Below are 19398 nucleotides of genomic sequence, written 5' to 3'. Positions count from 1 at the left end.
AATTATTTCAATGAATTAGAAATTAAACCACATAGTCCAGGCCCCAAAATTAATAATGCTAAAAGAACACCACAAGAAATTAAAGAACCATTTAGTGCCTTTTTTAGCTTTGCAGGAGTATTGTTGCCTTTTGAAGTAAATGCAGCATTCATAGCAATTGTGATTATTGATGTTACAAATGCAATTGCAAACAAAATTCCAAAAATAATAGCAGAGTATTTTACAAATTCATCAAGTACATAAGTCGATGTATTTTTTAATACTGATATTCCTGGATTATTGTTTGCATAATATAAAGATGTTATTTTCATTTTTTCCTTTCCAAAAGCAAAAAATGCACTATCAGAAATAGTGCTTGTATTTTTCTTGCTTTTTATCAAACTAAATATTTATTTTGTATTTTTTATTTTATTTTCAAGTCTGAGCTTGAGATATCTCCAAAAATTTTATAAGTATCTTGGAGTTGTTTAAATTTATTTGTTAATTCTTCATCAGTTGCTGATGCATAATTAACAGGTTTATTTTTTGTTTCAAATTTTGTTAATGTTCTAGCATCTAATTTAGCGACGTCATATAAGAAATCTATTTGTTTTCAAATGACAGATTCTAAATCATAGTTTACTTCTAATAATTTACTTAAAGGTAAAAGAAATTCTTTTAAATAATACATAACTTCATTAGCAATAAATTTTGCTTGTGAATGATCTCATTCTTCATTTTGAGCTTCAAATAATCAATATAAAGGAGCATCTTTAGATAATTCTTTAGAACCAAAAAGTTTGTCTGCTTTATGTTGAAAAGCTATATTAGTATATGCTTTTCAATTTCACGATCCAAAACCAGAATCAATAATAGGTAATAATTTATTTAATGCATTTTTTGATTTCTCTAAAGCTCTTAAAACTTCAGGTTTTAAATCTTGCAATTGTTCTTTTAATGTTTTATTAGTATCAATTTTTAAGTTATACAAGTTTTTAAATAAATTAATCATTGATACATATAAGTTGATTTGATTACCTATTGTGTTGTATGGTTTACATAAATTTTCAAAATGCTTTACTCTATAAAAAGCTCTTGTTGCTTCTTCCATCATTAGATAAATTTTATCTAGTGCTTGAATTTGTTTTGAGTTCAATGATGACAATTTTCCATGAGTTGATTCATAGTTAATTGAGTAACCATATTTATTGTTTAATCTATCATAAAATCTAACTGCATTATCTTTAAAGAAATTTATGAATTCATCTTTTGTTAAGTTAGGTCAAGTTTTCTTACTAAAAGAAGTTTCAATGCAAAAGTTAATATCACTTAAAAAAAGATCTTCTTTCTTTCATTTTAAGTCTGGATCTTTATAATTTTCCATAAAATATCCTAAAGCATCTACACATTCAATGTAATTTTTATAAATATATGTTGGACTTTTATGGTTTTTTTCTACTTCTTCTTTGTTGTCTAAAACTTCAAATTTTTTATTTTCAAAATATTTCAATTCATTAATTAATCTTTCTTTTCTAGTGTTAATAGATAAAAGGTCTGTTTCATTTAAGTTTTCTTTTAAATATTTTCCACTAATTAATGTTTTTAAATATATTCCATAGTAGAAGAAACCAGGAACTTGAAAATCTAATCAATTCTTAACATTTGCACATAGTGTTCCGTCATGATTAGCTAAGTTTTTATCTCCCATATAAAACTCAATATTTTTAAAATCTTTAATTTCTGGTCTTATAGATTTTTTGGCAGAAATAACTTTTTTATCACTAAAACCTTCTGCATTTTCCTTTTTTATAGTTGGGTTTTTAGATGGTTTTGGTGGATTAATAGGAAAAGCAAACCAATTACAACTAGTTGCTGTTAAAGCAGTTACAATTGGTAATGTTATTGTTGGTAATATTGTCTTTAATCATATCTTTTTAGTTTTCATATTGCTCCTTATTTGCTATATAAATATTATACTTTATATTTATATTAAAATAAATCTTTAATTAAAGATAATCTAAAAATACTATAAAACAGTGTTTTTAGTAAATTAGCTAATTAATTTGTTATATTTAATAAATGGTCATAATGTTGCTTTTATACCTAGTTTTTTGTTATGTATATCTAATGTATGTTTCTTATGCATTTTAGATGCAATAATTCATAAAGAAACAAATCTATAAAAAACAAAAACAGTAATTACAACATTAATGATAGTATAAGTTCACAGCAATGCTTTAGAAGACATTTTTAATAGTAAAACATCTTCTGAATTAATTGCTAGCACTAAAGAAATAGGTAATAATATGATACAAAAAAGAATTAAAGTAAATAGGAATCAAAAATTAACTAATCAAAAAATTCTTTTTTTAGTAAAGTTTGTTATTGGCACTTGTATAGTGCTTTCTAAAGTATAAACTGTGCTTGGAATTTGTTTTGGGATTGTATTATTTTCTTTTGAAAAAACTTCAGAATTTTGATCTTTTTCTTGCATAATATTTATAGATTTTTGCTTATTTTAAAGATAAAATCTTTATCGTTTTTTAAATCTTCACTAACAAATTTCAAGCATTTTTCATTTACACTTACAGCTTTAACCATAAATTTTTTATTAGAATTTAATTCACCACAATATTTTAGTATTCATTCTTTGTTCTTGATTAATCTTAAAATTAAGCTTTGATTCTTTAAAATTTCATCTGGTGCTAATTTAATAACTGCCGGGTGAATATTAAAAGCTTTAAAACAGACATTTAAATCTTTTTTAAGTGAATCAGGTAAATACCTGAAAATATATGGATTTCTTTCTATCAATTTTAAAATCATTTTTTTATTGTTTTTACATTTATCAGAAAAATTATCAAAAATTTTTGTATCTCCTGATTGAATAAAAGAAGCTTTTATAACATCATCATCTTTTTGTAATTCTTGAGATGAATAGTAATAAGCTCTTCCATTATTTTTTACAGCTTTTAACACTATTTCTTTATCATTTTTAAATTCTGGAAGACAATACTCAATTCTCATTCCATCATTTGTGACAGCTTTTAGTAAACTTTCTCTGTCTGTATAATATCTAAATTTTTTCATTTTTTTCCTTTCTTCTTTTGTCAGAATTTTCTTTTCAATATCTTAAAAGTTTTAATCTATTGGAGTTTTTATCATTTGAAAATATATATTGTCTAATTTGTTCTAATTTAGAATCATCTTTAAAAAGGAAATTGTAAAATTTGATTTTGTTTATTTTTTTAAAGATTTCAAAAACATTTTTATCTTTATCAAAATCAATTCCTTTAATAAATAAGTTTTTAAATTCTTTTTTGAAATTAGTTGAATATGTCATTAAATCATTTCAAGATTTTAAAGAATTATATTTTTCAAAAAAATCTTTATCATAATAGCAACTTACTCAATTTTTGTCCATTCCATTGTCTGAATCATATTTTCGAATTAAAAAGTTATCTGGATTTTTATTTTCAAAATCATTTATGAAAACGACAGCACCTTTTAATATTATTTTTTCATCAAAACAGTATTTAATAAGTTCTAATTGCTTTGATAAGCTATAAGCTATTTCATATCTTTTCTTAGGATATTTACCATCACTTTTTCTGATTCATAACACAGTTAAGCAAGAAGTATCACCATTTTTTCTAAAAATAAAATCAAAGTTAATTGGCACTTCTATGTTTTTATATTCCTTGCCTTTTAAAATTGTATTTATATCTTTGGCAGTTGTTTTTTCAATAGTATATTTGTTTTCTTTTAACACATTTTTAATTTCTTCTTTTAAAAACTTGAAGTACTCAACATTTTGAAGTCTATAATATTCTAAATTTATAATTTCTTTACTATTATAAGGTTTAGATTTAGATAAAAATTTATTTGGTTTTCTCATAATCAAATCAATTAAACTTTTGACTCTTCTTGATTTAAAAACATCTAATAATTTTTCTTTGAATTTATTGTATGTCATTTTTTATTAACTCCTTCTTTTATGCTTCAATAAGCTTGTCTCCTTTTTTGTTTATTCTTACTAATTTTGGCGCTTTTGATCTTTCGCCATTTGTTAAACTAGTTATTTTTTCAACATATTCAAGTTGCTTTTGTAAATTCAAAAATGGATAACTTTCATCTGTTGCACATTTAACAAAATCTTTTAAATTTTTTACATGTATCTTAAAAATATGACTTAGGTCAATATAAGATGAAATTTCTTTTACATCATCTAATTCATCTTTTGAATTTACTTGATTATTTCTTATGTCAATTAAGTTTTCTTTATCATTTTTTACCTTAGCATTTTTTGGATAACATGCAACAAAAAACAATCATTCATCATCTTCTGCCATAAATAGAATAGAATTAACTTTTAATTTTAGATAATCTTCAATAATTGCTCGACCTTTAATTTTTAATGGTATGGTTGATAACATATTAATTTTATTATTTGGTGTGTTCATATTTTCTCCTTGTTTTTTATAGTTATTAATTTTGTTTTTCTAATATTAGAATTTTTTCAACTTTAGTTGCTTTGCCCTTACGAGAATTAAGCAATTTAGAAGTTTTAAAATTATTTGTATTGGTATCAATTCCTACTTCTAGGAATGAATAAGGAACTTCATTTTTAATTTCTTTTCAAATGTTTTCTATTAATTCAAAATCATAAACATCACCAATTACTAAACAAACTTTAGCTTTTGGTTTTAATTTAGATGAAATATTTATTAAGTATTTTTTTATAAAATTTGTGTATTCTTTTAAGTCAAGCGAATCTGAAAGTTTGATTTCTTTTTTTAAATTATTTTTTTCAAATCCTAATAATCAAAGTCTTAATCAATTGCTTTTTGTGTAATCGACTAAAGATAAATAGGGTGGTGAAGTAATAACTAAATCAACACTATTATTTTTTAAAAAATTTAAACTATTTAATGAATTTCAATATTTAAAAATGGACTCATAATTTTTAGATAGAAAAATTTCTCATTTAATTTTTAATCTTTTAATTAAATTATCGAATATGTCAACATTAGGTTTAGTTAATTTATTTATTTCAGAATATTTTTTAACATAATTTGTAGACATTGAAATAGTATTTGGCATATTTAACGAAAAATAAATTGTTGTACCATCTTTTTTCATTGGACCGTGCATAAGTCCTAATGATAATGCAAGTATCAAATTATCAATATCTTTGTTATTTTTCCAATTAATGCCAATTTCATTTTTTAGAAAAATTAGTTGTTTAAGTGTAAAATCACTATAAAAAACTTTTAAATCATTATATTTTTCACTCGTTATATTTATAGACCTTGGCAAAAGCAAATACTTGTTTTTTAATTCTTTTATTCGTTTTTCAATCTTTTCTATATTTGATATATTTATAAGTTTGGATTTTGACAATACAAATGCATAAGGGTTTAAATCATTACCTACAAATTTTCTATTTAATTTTCTTGATGCATAAGCTGTTGTGCCTCTTCCTGAAAAGTTATCCATAACTGTATCATTTTCCTTGGTATATTTTTTTATAAAATATAACGGTAATTCAACAGGAAACATAGCTAAATAAGAAGATATTGAATTAAAACTATTAGGACTGTATTCCTTGTTTAAATTTGCTTCACAAATAAACATTTTTTTATCTATATCTTTAAAAAACTTAATTGATTTTCTCATATTTTTTGTTTGTTTTATTTAATAATTTTTTTAATTGTTTTAAATTCATTTCTTTATTCTTTATTGCAAAATAATCAATAGCTTTCAAATACACTTCATTTAATATTCCAGGATTATTATTACAATTATTGAGAATATATTCAACAAGACTATTGCCTAATTTAAAATTAGTTTTTAGCCTATTGTAATTAATAATTTGATTAAGATTATTTAAAGAATACTTTTTTAAATTGAATATTTTAAAGCCTTCTCATTTTGAGGAATCAATTTGATTTGAAGAATTTATTGTCCCTATAATCGAAAAATTTTTAATCTTAAAACGCTTGTTTGAATAACATATTTTTTCAACTTTATCTAGATTTATCGAGTTATAAATATCAAATAATAATTTTTTGAGCTCTGGTTTTAATTTATTAATATCTTCAATGAATAAGATTGCATTATTTTTTAAATTTGCTAGTATGTTTAACAGTTCAAATTCATCAACAATATTATTACTAGTTATAGGTTGCAAACTTCTATCCTTAAATTGAGAAATTATATTCGCTAAAGAATATTTGCCATATCCCTTTGGAGCAACAAAAATCATATTTGGAATTTTTTTACTTTCTTGAAGCAATATAATCAATGATTTTATTAAATCTTTTTGTCCTCTAAACTCTTTAAAATTTATTGGTGTTAAATTATACATTTTACTAAAATGACTGTTTTATAGTGTTTTTGGTTTATCAGACATTAATTTAATTGCTTCTTCTAGTGAAAATTCTATGTCTTGATTTAAATTGATTTTTCTTACTACATCATCAATAAGAGAGTCTTTAAAACCTAACATTTTCAAAGTTTCATTGATTTCTTTTGATGATTTATATGTTGTTACATAATTTTCAAACATAGTTTTAACTTTTTAACGTCTTTTGATTTTGATGATAATTTTTCTTTTAATTCTTCAACAATTATTCTTGCAATTCTTGGATTAATATATTCAATTTTTGCAATCTCTTCAATGTTGCCATCTCTAATTAAATTTATAGCTTTATCAAATCCAACATTTAAAACATTAAATGCTACTCTAGGACCAATGCCATTTAAATTAAGTAAATCAGCAAATAATTTTCTTTCTTCTAATTCTTTAAAACCATATAAAGATCAAGTAAAATCATTTTTAATTTCATATAAACACATTTTTAATTCTTGATTTAATTTAATCCTTTTGTTATCTGGAAACGTAACATAGTATCCAACATTATCTGATTCAAAAATTAGATTTTTTCCATCTTTGTAAACTATTTTTCCTTTTCTATATAAAACCATATTTTTTTCCTTTCTAATCAAAACTATCTAAGTAGTTTTCATATTCAGACAATATATTTATAAAAATTCTTTGTATTTTGAATGAAATATTTTCAGGAGATTTTTTGAAGCCATAACAATATTTTTCATAAATGTAATCCTGATATTCTTTTTCTTCAATCTGATTATTTCCAAGTAATTTAAAAATTTTTTTAATTTTTTCCATTAATTCATTTTTAATTCTTTGGAATTTGAAATTCTTTTTAAAATCATTACTTTTATTCAATTTAAATGCTTTTAGTAATTCATAATATATATTTAGTTGAAGTAAATTATTTTCTAATCTAAGAGTTTTTAATAATTCATAATCAAATAAAACCTGATTGATTTTTAATAAATTAATATCAGATATACCAAATCCAAAATATTTATTAATACTTTGCAACTTTGCAATGTCAAAATTGATTATTGTTTTTGAATCTATTAATTTGCTAATTGATTCCATATTTATCTAACAAGCTCTTTTTTAAATAATTCTTGTCAGTTTTTATAATTTGTTTTTCTTTTAATAGATTCATTAATTAATTTTTCAACTTTAAAATCTTTGGTATCTAGTAAATAAGTTTCTCTTCTATTGAATACACCAGCTTTTAGTAATCAATCTATTACTAATTCCATTTTTAAAGTTCTAGATTTTATATTATTAATTTCTTTGTATTCTTTTTTAGTCATATTTTCTCCTTTGTACTTATGCAGTAAATAAACAATTTAATAATTTTTCACTTGATTCTTGATTAATTTTGCTAGGCAATGTTTGAAATGGAAATTGTGTGATATACAACTCTTTTTTATAATTAATTTTTTTGTTAAGATGATTAAATCCACAATCTAGTATGTAAATGATTTTAGATTTACCTTTACTATTTAATGATGTGAATAAAATTTTTTTATTTTCAAAATCTCATTCTATGAAAACTTCATTTTTGTTTTGAGTTTCCAGTAACTTCAAAATCTTAATATTGCCTTTATAAAAAAGAACATATGGTGAATAGCGATAATTTTTTAATATTTCTGGAAAATTATCATCAAAAGCTGTTATATACTTAATGCCTTTTTGTTTTAGTTCATTTAATACTTCATCTATTTTAGCTTGAGCAACTGTTTTGTAAGTTTTTAAAAATTCATAAATTTTTCAAATATTTCCTTCATATTTTCAACTTAAATAAATTATTAATTCTTTCATAATTAATAAGATTTGTTCCTTTTTGCAATTGCTTTGAATAAATTAGAATTTTTATCATTTAAATTGAAAATATTTTCTTTAATATTTCTATAAATTTCTTTATTTGAATTTAATTTGGTTCATTCTGACTTTTCCAAATAAAGCAATGCTCTAAGTGCTTCATCTGATTGATCTAAATCTGGCATTTTCGAAAAATAATTTTGATTGTTTTCTTTAAATTTTTTTATAAAACTTTCTATCTTTAATCAATCTTCTTTTTTATCTAATATTTCAAAGAAATCAGCTCCATAATAAGGTCTTAAGTCTACTTGTTCATAATAAAAATTATTAAATAATCTAATATTCTTTATATAATCATTATCTAAAAATCATAAAGCACCCTTAATATTCATTTTTGGGTAAATAATTTTTAAGGCTTCTAATTGTTTAATGATATTCTCACAAGTTTTTTTCATTGCTTTATGTGAATAGCAATCTCTCTTTCTTAAATAAACAACAAACATATCTGTTGGTTCATCTTTTGTTGAATTATTATTCAATCTAAAAATGAAAGATGCATTGATTATTACTTGTTCAGGAATGTCTCCTAAGTGTTGTCCCTCTTTAAGAGGCAAATTGTATCTAAAATTACTTCTTTGTAAACTAAAACCATATTGAGTAATTAAACGTTTAGCACAATATTGAATAAATTTTTCATAAATTCTTTCTTGATGCTTCAAAAATGATTGTTTAATTTTAGTTTTAACATCAAATGGGTTGGTTGGTGAAACAAAATTAAAAGGTTTATTGATTATTTCTTTTATAAGTTTTGATGTGGCATCATTTGTTAAGGCTCTTTTAAGTTCTGTTTCAAATTGACTATATTCCATATTTTTCTCCTATTGTTTTATTTTTTATAAATCTGATAACTAGCATAAACTATCGGCGTTGCTGTATAGGTTCCCATCATAGTACCTGTTATTGCTACTAAAACTAAACAACAAGCACCATTTTGATTATCAAGTGGTTTTTTAGGTTATTTTTTAGAGAGTTTTTGAAGGTAGTTCTCTGACAATTTAGCTTAAAAATTCCACTTTAGTTTGGGATTTTGCTCCATGCTTGCTTGCTCGGTCCATTTTTGATTACCTTGCCGAGCTGCTTGGCTAATGAGAGAGCAGAGAGAAATTGATTTATACTTGTTCAAGAGGTCTCCTGATGCTTTTTATTTCTTCATAAATCTGATAACAAGCATAAACTCTGTAAGAATTCGAAAAATTCCATAAATCTTGCTTAAATTTTGAATCATTTATATGTTTTAAATTGATAAAAAAATATTTTTCTGATGATTTAGCAAACACAAAATCATAAATATTCTTAAAATTCTTAATTTCTGATCAAGATTTGTTAGATTTTTTGCAAATTTTTAAATAAATTCTCGTAATTTGTGATAATTTAAACTTTTTCATAGTTAAATAGATTACTTTATGAATCAATGATTCATATATTAAGACTTTTCCATTACATTCCAAAGTCTTAATAACTTATTCCTTCAATTTTGAATAGACAAATATCAAAAGTTAAATAATGTCAAGTGTTTTTTTCAAAATGCAACATTAAAAAACAGATATTTAAAATATCAGTGAATTTTTGTATAACCTACTTTTTATATAATTTTCAGTCATTTTGATAAACAACTGCCTTACATTCCAAAGTCATTTTTGTAATAAGTTATATTCTCATAACTAGCCAACGAAAGCATTTAAAAGAATGTGAATTAAGGTCATATTCTCTAACATATTCGAAAGCTTGTAAATCTGAGCTAATTACATCAATTCCAAGAACAGCAACAACTGATTTAAAAAAGACATAGCCTTGATTTTTTGACAAATTTAAAAACTTATTATTAATTAAAACTTTATTATCAGTATTTACTTCATATTTGTTTTTAGACACTTTTTTAGACTTATATGTTAAAAACAAAAATTTAGGTATAAATTTCAATGATGAGATTAAAGATAATCTTCAAACCTCTTCATTTTTTAAGTAATAATATTGTTCTTTTTTAGTTTTTCAATTTTTATAAGTTAATTTTACAAAAGTAAAATTTGTATATCAAGAATCGTTTTTGTTGATGGTTTTAATCAATTTACTTTTAAGCAATTTTTTGTATGCAAAAAATAATGAACTTCTAGCAAAACCATATTTCATTAATCCTGTTAATTCTACAAATTTTCTTCTAGCTCCTGAATATATCAAAAAAATATAAACATAAAAACATACCTTTGAATTCATTGATACTAATTCATCAAAAATTCTTTTTGATATTGTTATTTTCATTTTGAATAGAGTAGATAAAAAAATCAATGCCTTATCAGCAAAATTTAAATACTTTTTACTCTTTCACATTTTTTCAAATAAAGATTTTGAACTAATCTTTTTGAACAAAGATTCAGTTTTAGTTTCAGAAATTTTAGAATTTGCCGTTTTCTCTGGTAATAATTTTTTATTAATTATTATTTGTTTTTTTTCTGATTCTAACTTGTCATAATTTAATCCATAGTTTTGAAAGAATGTTGAAAAAGTATCAAAATTTCCTGTATAAGACATAATTTCACCTCCTTTCTATATTTAGTTTGATAGAAAGAAGAAAAAAACAAGCTTTATGCTTGTTCTCTCATTTAAATTCATTCCCACAATTAGTTTACAGCACCTTTTTAAATTCCAATTTATATTTATCTTTTTGTTCTTTTTCTTCATTATTAATGACTTTATAAAAAGTTTGAAAATCATAGGGATTACCTTCAATTTTCACACTTGAATAAATAGATTTAATTTTTATTTTTCTATTCAAAATCAAAAAATCTTTGCATAAAAAAACGCTTGACAATTTCTCTTTAATCTTGCCAATTAATTCAATTATTTTGTTTGTAACCTTGAATATAGGCTTATATTCCTTGTTAATCATAAAAAGATTATAACACAACTTGTATATTACTTGTATATTACTTGTATAAAATCTCTCTAAGTTGTTCTTTTTTAATACTGCAGTCTTGGTATCCTTTTAAGCACATTTCAACATATTCTTTATTTGGTTTGCAAGGACTATATCCGCAATCCATATAATAATAAAAAGCTTTAATTTTTTTGCTATTTAATTCAATTTCAATATCTTCTTTTTTATATAAAAAAGGATAATCTTCATATTCATCTAATTTAAAAATATCTTTATCATTTAATTCAAAAACTCCAACTTCAATATTTTTGTCTTTTACTTTTCTGATATTTAAATAACAACGATCTTTTTCTCCCTCAAAACTTAAAGAAAAATTATTTAAAATAACTTTACCTAAAAATTTTGCTGAGGGACATAAGTTTTCCATATGTCCCGAATTTAAATTAGATCCATAGGCAATGTAATATTTTTTCATAGTTTAATTTTAAAATAAAAGTAGATAAAACTGAAAATTATGCGATTTAATTACCAAATAAATTTATGATTATTTTTTAGAAAAATAATAAAAACTTAAAAAATAAAATAAAGTATTATTGTAAAAAATAGTGTTAATTCCAAAATAGAGACCCTTGGTTTTAGAGATCTCACTTTTGGAATTAACATTTTTAATATTTCAATTATTATTTTATAAAGATTATTAATATATAATTAAAACATGGATTTTATACGTAGTTCTTTTGCTATAAATAAAGATGTTAATGATGGCATAGCAGCGTTTGTAGCAATAGTAGGAATGATAGCATGTATTGCAACAATAAGTGTATCAATTCCTCAATTAGTTTATTTATTAAAAAGAAAGAAAACTGGGGAGGTTAAATTCTATTCATTCTGAATATTTTTTGCTGCATTATGTAGCTGAATAATATTTGGATCATTCACAGGGGAAGAAGCTAAAATGGCGGCTGTAGTTTATGCCAATATTTTGTGTGCTTATGTCTATTGTGTACTTTTATTCTTTATGTACAAATATGATGAAAAAGTAAAAAGAAACAAAAGAAAATTTGTAGTTTTAGGAATAACATTAACTTTAACTACAATTTGTGCAATTGTTGGTTTTGTCGGTTTATATCACAAAAACAGTGAAGGCAATGGTCTTAATTTTGATCCTAATACAACTGCTATTTTGTCTCAAATTATTCCAGTTATATCAACTTTTGCATTCTTACCACAAGTATTAAAAACATTTGAAAAGAGAGATATTGAAGGCTTATCAGTTGGTTTAATTTTAATGTTTGTATTAACAAATATTTTTTGAATTGCATACTGAGTATCACTCATTATTGCAGAAGGAAAATTAACTCCAGCCTTAACTTCAACACTATTATGACAAACATTGTCATTGTTAATTTACATATCACAATTATCAATGATGTTACACATCTTGAAAACAACAAAAAAAGCTATGCAAGAAGCTAAAAATAATCAAGAAAATTCAATTCCACAAAATGACCAAAACAACTATAAAACAGAGGCTAACGAAAATGTACAAGAGTAAATTAAACATTAAAGAAACTCAATTAGCAATTCAAGATTTGAAGTTTGCATTTACTAAAAAATTAAACAAGGAATTACATTTAACTAGAGTTTCAGCCCCTTTATTTGTTGCTAGAAATACCAAAATAAATGATGGCTTAAATGGGGAAGAACCTGTATCTTTTGTTCCTAAAAATTTTGATGAAACTGTTGAAATAGTTCACTCTCTTGCTAAGTGAAAAAGATATGCATTAAAGAAATACAACTTCAGTACTTATGAAGGCATTTGAACTGATATGAATGCAATTAGAAAAGAAGAAGACTTAGATTACCTACACTCTTTTTATGTTGATCAATGAGACTGAGAATTAATTATTAAAAAAGAAGACTGTAATCTTGAATTTTTGAAAAAAATAGTCAACACAATTTTTAAATGTATTCGTCATGTTGAATACAAACTTTTAGTTGAATTTCCACAACTAAGTCAAAAATTACCTGAAAATGTAACTTTTATTAGTAGTAGTGAGCTTTACAACTTATATCCAAAATTAAGCCCTGAAGAAAGAGAAACAAAATTTGCTAAAAAACACAAGGCTATATTTATTTATGAAATTGGTTATCCTTTAGCAGATAATAAGCCTCAATCAAAACGTGCTTTTGACTACGATGACTGAAAACTAAATGGTGACTTAATTGTTTATGATGCAGTTAATAAAAGAGCTTTAGAAATCTCATCAATGGGAATTAGAGTTGATAAAGATTCCTTATTAAAACAAGCTGAATTTAGTCATGTTTCTCAAGATGAATTTAAAGACTATCATAAAAATATTATTAATAATACTTTCCCTTTAACTATTGGCGGTGGTATAGGGCAAAGTAGACTTTCAATGTTCTTGTTAGAGAAGAAACACATTGGTGAAGTTCAAGTAGGTATTTGACCTAAAAAATTAATTGATGATTTAGCTAAAGAAGGCGTACAACTTCTTTAAATTGTGTACAAAATTATTAAATAAATTAAAAAATAGGAAAAATTTATGAAAAATCATGCTTTTTTCCTATTTTTTTCCGCTTTTGACTCTTCTTTATTTATATTGAAAAGATATAAATTGAAAGGAGGAAAATGAATCTAACTTTTAATGATTATTTTATGGGCTTAATTTCACATAAAGATCAAAATAGTGTTTTACACAATATCTTTAAAATGGAAAAAGTCAATGAGCAAGCTTACAAAAAGACAATTGGAGGAGGCAACAAATCAAACATACTTAAAAACATCTTTAAACCAAAAAATAAAAGTCAGCATATTTTATCTATTATGAAACCTGAACTTGCGCAAATTATCAAAGAGGATTTCTTAAAAAGTCAATCTAAAAATTGATTCAAAGATTATTATTCCAAAAATACTTATTATAAGTATAAAAAACAAGCAGTAGAGGAGTTTTTGTACCATTATTTTAACGAATAATCCACCTCAACCACCACAACAATTGGTGCATGATATTTCGCAAGAACGTTATGTATACAAATCAGAATATTTAGATGCTCCATCTTATTTAACTAAAGATCACTATGATGTAAATTTTAAAGATGCATGCAATATTGTAAATGGTAATATTGAAATAAAAAGATATTTTACAGAAGATAGATTTGCAATTAAAATATTTTTTATTCAACCCAAAAATTTACATAAAAAATTCTTTGAAGGTTTTGATATTGAAATAAATGGAAAAAGAATTGATGGAAACATAATTAGAAGCTGCACAAAATTGGAAACAATGGATAGCAGTTTACTAAATGAAAGACTTAGTTTTAAAAAATGGTATTCGAAATTTACTGAAGAAACAAGTGCATATGGATTAACAATCCTTTCACCTAAAATTATAAATTTACCTTACGAAAAATTCCGTATTTTAAGAGTTTACTTTAGAAGTAAAGAAAAAACAGAAAAACAATATTGAGAAATCAAGAAAATCAATGATGAAAGAAGAGAATATACTTTCAATGCTAAAGACAATAAGGTATATTTCAAAATACCTCAACTATATGAATTTAATTTCAATGGTTACAATAGTCACATAGAAAAAGATGAACTTAAAATTCATTATTTAAACTCAATAGTTAAACTTAATGAATTTGATAGATATGAAAGAAAAAATGAATTAGCAACTATTGAGACTGAAGAAGCAAAAGAAAGTAGTTTATCAGATCACTGACCTTATGGTTATACTGCACCTTGACATGGAATTACATGAGAAGAATATTATGAACAATTCCCAAGGTTATTAAATCTTTTAAAGATTAGCAAAAGTTTTTATGCTTCTCAAAATTTAACTAATTATGGCTTCAAGAATATTGCAAATGAATTATTTACAAAAGTTAAGAATGAAATCTACACTAAAACCACAACAAGTAGTGACGATTCAACTAAGTGAAAAGACTATAAAACAGGCACATACGAAAATTTCATAGATTATGATTATGACAATGGTTATTTAGTAAATTCAACAAAAAGTCAAAAAGCAGGTCTATTTATTCCATATAATTACAAAGGTAACTTAAAAACAAATTATGTTCTTTATTTCAATGATAAAGCATATTCAAATACTTCTTCACCTATTATTTTAAATATCAACAATCACCAATTATTTAAGAGAAAAATATTAGATCATGTTGAAGGAACAATTCAATTAAAATACGAAGAAAATAATGATATTTTTGATTCAAATTCAACATATGAATTTAAAGGAGAAGATATTGAAGAATATTTAAAATTAAAAGACTTTTCTTCAATTTATTCTTTAGACAGATATAAGGTAAAAAATGGATAAGGCTAAGAAAAAGAAAATTTTAATTCCACTCTTAAGTACTGTTGGTGTTTTAGCTGTTGTTACTCCAATTGTTGTTGTATCTGCAGCTAAAAGTAAACATAAGGAAATTGAAAAACAAGAAACAATAAATTCTTTTGAAGAATTTCCTAAATTAGAATATAACAACTATTACAAGTACATTAGAATAGGTGAAAAAGGCGAAGAATATATTGATGAAAATGTTGTGCCTTTAATAGTGAAAGATGTTTTTCAAAAACTAAACGCAGATTATCAAAGTAAAATTTCTTTTGATTATCAATTTGTAAGCAAAAATCATTTAGAACTTAAATTTAAATATGTTTCAGAAGACAAAACACTTTTCAAAACTTATGTTTTAAAAACTAAAAATATGGTTTAAATTTAGGTTTAAAAAATCGCAGTTGCTTGCGATTTTTTATTCATTTTCTTTAGCAAGTTTTTCTACTATTTTTTTGTTTGCAGATTTTTCTTTTCTTGCTTGTGCTCTTAATTCAGCTTTTGTAACACCTTTGTTAGGTTTGATTTTCTTTGATAAGTCAACAGTAATTGTAGATGTTTTTGTTTGTTTTTTGGTTGTTGATTTTTTAGTAGGTTTTTTCAATGTTGCACTCACCTTTCTAGTTTTTCTAACTTTTTTTGGTTTTTCTTCTACTGTAATTTTATCATTTTCAGGAATTAATTCTACAGTTGAATCTTTGTGAACATTTGAAATAATTGTAATTTTTTCAACTTTTTTAGTTGAAGATTTCTCGGTTTTTTTAATTTCATCATCTTCAATAACTTTAGCCACTTCTATATAAGAAGGAGTTACTTTGACTTCAGGTAAGTCATCTTCTTTAATTAATTTAGTAGTTTCTTTTAGTGAATCATAAGTTGAAACTTCTTCTTGAATAACAGTAGCAGTTTTAACATAAGAAGGAGTAATTTTTACTTCTGACCCTTCATTATAGTTATTTAAGTCAATTTGAGCTTCTTTAATTTTAGTTACAAGATCATATTTTTCTTGTTCATTAATAACATTTTCTTCAATGATAAAGTCATCAAGTGTAATCTTTTCATTTCTTTCTCTTTTAGCTTCAATTTCATTAAGTCTAGTTCTATCTCTTTTGTATTTAGCTAATTCTTCATCGGTAGCTAACACAAAGTGATTATTTCCTAAATCTTGTCAAACTGGTTGATTATTTTCATCATATTTATGCATACTTGGATCATAAATATAACCTAATAATGAGCCTTTTTCACTTTCAATAGAAGGAACGGCATCTAATAAACTTCTTGTGTAAGGATGATGAGCATTATGAATAATTTCATCAGTTGGACCTACTTCAAGTAAGACACCTTTATTAATAACAGCTATTCTATCTGAAATATATTCAACCATCCGAAGGTCATGGGCAATAAAGAGAATTGTTAAGTTATATTTTTCTTTAAGCTCATTAAAAATGTTAATAACTTGAGCTTGAATAGAAACGTCAAGAGCTGAAATAGGCTCATCTGCGATTAATAATTTAGGTTGTAAAACCACTGAACGACAAATTCCTAAACGTTGTTGTTGACCACCTGAGAATTCAAGCGGGAAACGACCAAGTACAGTTTCATCTAAACCTACTTGTTTAAGAATGTCAATGATTAAACGTTTTTTACATTCTTTTTCACTTAAATTATCTAATGAATCTCTTTCAACTTTTTGAGACTCTAAGTATTCTAAAGCATCTTTGTAATTTGCATTAGTTGTATATCTTCTATTAATTTCATCAATTAATTCTTTAAAAACAAAGTTATAAGATTTTTCAATTGAAACTTCTATTTCACGACATTTTTCTAATAAATTAGAAATCAAAGAATTAGTTGAATCAATTTTATTTATCAATCTATTTACTTCTTTTAAAACTATTTGATCAAAGCGTGTTAAGAAAATATATTTTGAGTTCTTTAAGTTTGTTAAACCTTCACCAACAACTGTTTCAACATTTTTGTAAGGGTTAAGTGAATTAGTTGGATCTTGGAAAATCATTTGTACTTTATTAACCATAAAGTTAATTATTTCTTTATATTTTTTACCTCACTTGAAACCTTTATCCAAGTTTTTTGGAATGATTCTATCAAGGATTTTTATATATCCATAAGTGTGTGGTGTTAGACCAATAATTGCTCTACCAGTGGTACTTTTACCACTGCCACTTTCACCAACAAGTCCTAAAACTTCGCCATCATAAATATTCAAATTTAAATCTTTTATAGCACTAAATTTTTTAGCTCCAAAACCATAATCAATATCTAAATTTCTTATTTCTACTAAAGCTTTTTTATTTGGATATGCATTAAGCATTTCATCTGTACCTTGTCTAATTTCTCTAGCAAGTGGTTTGCCAAATTTTCTTTTTTCGTAGTAATATTTAGGCATTATTTGCTCCTGATTTTGTTTGGTTATTTTCTTCTCTCGAAGCTAATTCAGCATCTCTTTTAGTATTTAAAATTTTTACCAATTCATTATTTTCATAGGCTTTTTGGACAAAATTATCATATATTTTTTGATCAACGTATTTGTCAGTACCATAAATAGATTCTAATTTTGAATTGTATTTATTTCAAAGGTTTTGAATAATTTTTGGAGGTTCATATTTTGGGGCTTGTCCATTAAGCAAATTACTTTTAACAAAGTGTGTAGGAGAGATTTGATAGAAAGGTGATTCTTCTTCGAAATCTATTCCTAAAGCATAGTCATTTCTAACTGCAAAAGCATCACCATCAATATTATTTAAGTTTGAAGGAACAGCACCTCTAATAACTTGAAGTTTTGTACCTTTATTAAAGTCAGGCATTGAAACAATTAAGCCTCAAGTATAAGGGTGTTGTGGATTTTGTAATATTTCTTCTTTTGTTCCACTTTCAATAATTTGACCAGCATACATGATGTTGATAAAATCAGAAATTGAAGCAACAACACCTAAGTCGTGAGTAATGAATGCTATAGCAATATGGAATCTTTCTTGAAGTTCCCTAATAATATCTAAAACTAAAGCTTGGACTGTTGGGTCTAAAGCTGTTGTGGGCTCATCCATGACTAAAATTTTAGGTTTCAATGAAACAATAGCTGCAATTGCAATTCTTTGGATCATACCACCCGAAAGTTCATGAGGATATAAATCCATAACTTTTTGTGGGTTATTAATTTTAGTCATTTCCAAATATTTAATAGCTTCTGCTTTGGCTTCTTTTTTAGTTTTAACTATTTTATTAATTAGCATTCCTTCTATAATTTGTTTTCCAACTTTCATAGTTGGGTCCAAAATTGACATAGGGTTTTGGAATACTGCACTAACAACACGGCCTCTAAGTTTAGATTTTTCCCAATTGTACATTGTGTAATCTTGAACTTCTAAGCCATAAAGTTTAATTTTTCCAGATTCAATAATGGCATTTGAACCTGTAAGTCCATATAGAAGTGAAGTAATAACACTTTTACCACTACCACTTTCACCAATGATGGCGTGAACTTTTCCTTCATAAATTTTTAAAGAAGGTCCTCTTAAAACAAGATTCTTTTCTTTAGGATCTGCTGGATTTCTAAATGTTAAGTAAACATCTTCAATTTCAGCAGCCACTTTTGTAGGTGTTCCGAATACATCTTCAACTTGTGCGTTCTCAATGTATTGATTAAAATCTAATTTATTTTTTTCTTGCTTTTTAACAACATGTAATCATTCGCCAATTTTTTTTGTACCTTTAGCTATATTTCTTCCGAAGTTAATTCAAGCATCTTTAAAACTTCTTCAAAATTTGTTTTTAGGATTGCCTTTTACTTCAAACAAGTCAAGCGGCGCTGGTTTGTTTTGATAAACTATAGGCTTTCTAAATATTTTTGAATACCCTCTGTTCTTTTCTTTTGTTTCCAT

General features: G+C 24.4%; 22 protein-coding genes and 1 pseudogene. 5 read left to right on the top strand and 18 right to left on the bottom strand.

Features of this window, described 5'->3' with window-relative positions; all coding sequences use genetic code 4:
- Positions 1 to 2: 2 nt before the first annotated feature.
- The 16 genes from MBIO_RS01470 to MBIO_RS01390 all read right to left on the bottom strand — a co-directional run bounded on the left by MBIO_RS01470 (position 3) and on the right by MBIO_RS01390 (position 11598).
- A complete protein-coding gene (locus MBIO_RS01470) occupies positions 3 to 311 on the bottom strand; it encodes a hypothetical protein (RefSeq protein WP_015510823.1) in 309 nt (102 codons plus the stop codon).
- Between the two features lie 92 nt (positions 312 to 403).
- Positions 404 to 1924, bottom strand: a complete 1521-nt coding sequence (locus MBIO_RS01465) for a hypothetical protein (protein WP_041594198.1) — start codon at positions 1922 to 1924, stop codon at positions 404 to 406.
- Between the two features lie 105 nt (positions 1925 to 2029).
- Positions 2030 to 2473, bottom strand: coding sequence for a hypothetical protein (locus MBIO_RS01460; RefSeq protein ID WP_013526660.1), 444 nt, complete (start codon positions 2471 to 2473; stop codon positions 2030 to 2032).
- 5 nt (positions 2474 to 2478) lie between these two features.
- Positions 2479 to 3069 (bottom strand): DUF4116 domain-containing protein, encoded by a 591-nt coding sequence (locus MBIO_RS01455; protein WP_013354535.1) that lies wholly within the window; start codon positions 3067 to 3069, stop codon positions 2479 to 2481.
- Positions 3056 to 3955 carry an HpyAIV family type II restriction enzyme gene (locus MBIO_RS01450; RefSeq protein WP_013354724.1) on the bottom strand — a complete coding sequence of 300 codons (900 nt, stop codon included), beginning with the start codon at positions 3953 to 3955 and terminating at the stop codon, positions 3056 to 3058. Before MBIO_RS01450 ends, MBIO_RS01455 begins: the two co-directional genes overlap by 14 nt.
- A 19-nt stretch (positions 3956 to 3974) precedes the next feature.
- Positions 3975 to 4442, bottom strand: a complete 468-nt coding sequence (locus tag MBIO_RS01445) for a hypothetical protein (protein WP_013526659.1) — start codon at positions 4440 to 4442, stop codon at positions 3975 to 3977.
- A gap of 25 nt (positions 4443 to 4467) precedes the next feature.
- A complete protein-coding gene (locus tag MBIO_RS01440; protein WP_013526658.1) occupies positions 4468 to 5658 on the bottom strand; it encodes a DNA methyltransferase in 1191 nt (396 codons plus the stop codon).
- Positions 5642 to 6349, bottom strand: coding sequence for a Holliday junction DNA helicase RuvB (locus MBIO_RS01435; RefSeq protein ID WP_013526657.1), 708 nt, complete (start codon positions 6347 to 6349; stop codon positions 5642 to 5644). Before MBIO_RS01435 ends, MBIO_RS01440 begins: the two co-directional genes overlap by 17 nt.
- Before the next feature lie 18 nt (positions 6350 to 6367).
- Positions 6368 to 6550 carry a thioredoxin domain-containing protein gene (locus MBIO_RS01430; RefSeq protein ID WP_013526656.1) on the bottom strand — a complete coding sequence of 61 codons (183 nt, stop codon included), beginning with the start codon at positions 6548 to 6550 and terminating at the stop codon, positions 6368 to 6370.
- Positions 6532 to 6969, bottom strand: coding sequence for a Holliday junction branch migration protein RuvA (gene ruvA, locus MBIO_RS01425; protein ID WP_013526655.1), 438 nt, complete (start codon positions 6967 to 6969; stop codon positions 6532 to 6534). The genes MBIO_RS01430 and ruvA overlap by 19 nt, the downstream gene beginning before the upstream one ends.
- 13 nt (positions 6970 to 6982) lie before the next feature.
- Positions 6983 to 7453 (bottom strand): hypothetical protein, encoded by a 471-nt coding sequence (locus MBIO_RS01420; RefSeq protein ID WP_013526745.1) that lies wholly within the window; start codon positions 7451 to 7453, stop codon positions 6983 to 6985.
- A gap of 2 nt (positions 7454 to 7455) precedes the next feature.
- Positions 7456 to 7680: a hypothetical protein gene (locus MBIO_RS01415; RefSeq protein WP_013526744.1), complete on the bottom strand. Its 225-nt coding sequence runs from the start codon at positions 7678 to 7680 to the stop codon at positions 7456 to 7458.
- 16 nt (positions 7681 to 7696) lie between these two features.
- A complete protein-coding gene (locus tag MBIO_RS01410) occupies positions 7697 to 8191 on the bottom strand; it encodes a DNA processing protein smf (protein ID WP_013526743.1) in 495 nt (164 codons plus the stop codon).
- Positions 8192 to 8193: 2 nt separating this feature from the next.
- Entirely contained in the window at positions 8194 to 9060 is an 867-nt protein-coding gene (locus tag MBIO_RS01405; protein WP_013526650.1) for an HpyAIV family type II restriction enzyme, read from the bottom strand.
- An 838-nt stretch (positions 9061 to 9898) separates the two neighbouring features.
- On the bottom strand, positions 9899 to 10777 hold the full coding sequence (locus MBIO_RS01400) for an MAGa4850 family ICE element protein (protein WP_013526648.1): 879 nt from the start codon (positions 10775 to 10777) through the stop codon (positions 9899 to 9901).
- A 395-nt stretch (positions 10778 to 11172) separates the two neighbouring features.
- Entirely contained in the window at positions 11173 to 11598 is a 426-nt protein-coding gene (locus tag MBIO_RS01390; RefSeq protein ID WP_013526740.1) for a gamma-glutamylcyclotransferase family protein, read from the bottom strand.
- 240 nt (positions 11599 to 11838) lie between these two features.
- Between MBIO_RS01390 and MBIO_RS01385 the strand changes: the two genes are divergently transcribed.
- From MBIO_RS01385 to MBIO_RS01365, 5 genes are all read left to right on the top strand, one after another.
- Positions 11839 to 12678, top strand: a complete 840-nt coding sequence (locus MBIO_RS01385) for a PQ-loop domain-containing transporter (protein WP_013526739.1) — start codon at positions 11839 to 11841, stop codon at positions 12676 to 12678.
- Positions 12665 to 13645 (top strand): aspartate--ammonia ligase, encoded by a 981-nt coding sequence (locus MBIO_RS01380; protein WP_013526738.1) that lies wholly within the window; start codon positions 12665 to 12667, stop codon positions 13643 to 13645. Before MBIO_RS01385 ends, MBIO_RS01380 begins: the two co-directional genes overlap by 14 nt.
- Before the next feature lie 131 nt (positions 13646 to 13776).
- Positions 13777 to 14121 (top strand): MG284/MPN403 family protein, encoded by a 345-nt coding sequence (locus MBIO_RS01375; RefSeq protein WP_013526736.1) that lies wholly within the window; start codon positions 13777 to 13779, stop codon positions 14119 to 14121.
- 25 nt (positions 14122 to 14146) lie between these two features.
- A complete protein-coding gene (locus MBIO_RS01370; protein ID WP_232048440.1) occupies positions 14147 to 15484 on the top strand; it encodes an MHO_1580 family protein in 1338 nt (445 codons plus the stop codon).
- Positions 15477 to 15881: an MHO_1590 family protein gene (locus tag MBIO_RS01365; RefSeq protein ID WP_013354444.1), complete on the top strand. Its 405-nt coding sequence runs from the start codon at positions 15477 to 15479 to the stop codon at positions 15879 to 15881. The genes MBIO_RS01370 and MBIO_RS01365 overlap by 8 nt, the downstream gene beginning before the upstream one ends.
- 726 nt (positions 15882 to 16607) lie before the next feature.
- On the opposite strand, the pseudogene MBIO_RS01360 reads toward MBIO_RS01365, so the two are convergent.
- Positions 16608 to 17906, bottom strand: a pseudogene (locus tag MBIO_RS01360) (ABC transporter ATP-binding protein); the annotation flags it as partial.
- Positions 17899 to 19398, bottom strand: coding sequence for an ABC transporter ATP-binding protein (locus tag MBIO_RS01355; protein WP_015510810.1), 1500 nt, complete (start codon positions 19396 to 19398; stop codon positions 17899 to 17901). The pseudogene MBIO_RS01360 and the gene MBIO_RS01355, both read right to left, overlap by 8 nt.

The sequence above is a fragment of the Mycoplasmopsis fermentans PG18 genome (assembly GCF_000209735.1).
In the GTDB taxonomy this organism is placed as follows: Bacteria; Bacillota_I; Bacilli_A; order Mycoplasmatales; family Metamycoplasmataceae; genus Mycoplasmopsis; species Mycoplasmopsis fermentans.
Note: the sequence above shows the minus strand (reverse complement) of the source record. Positions and strands in the feature narration are given on the sequence as shown.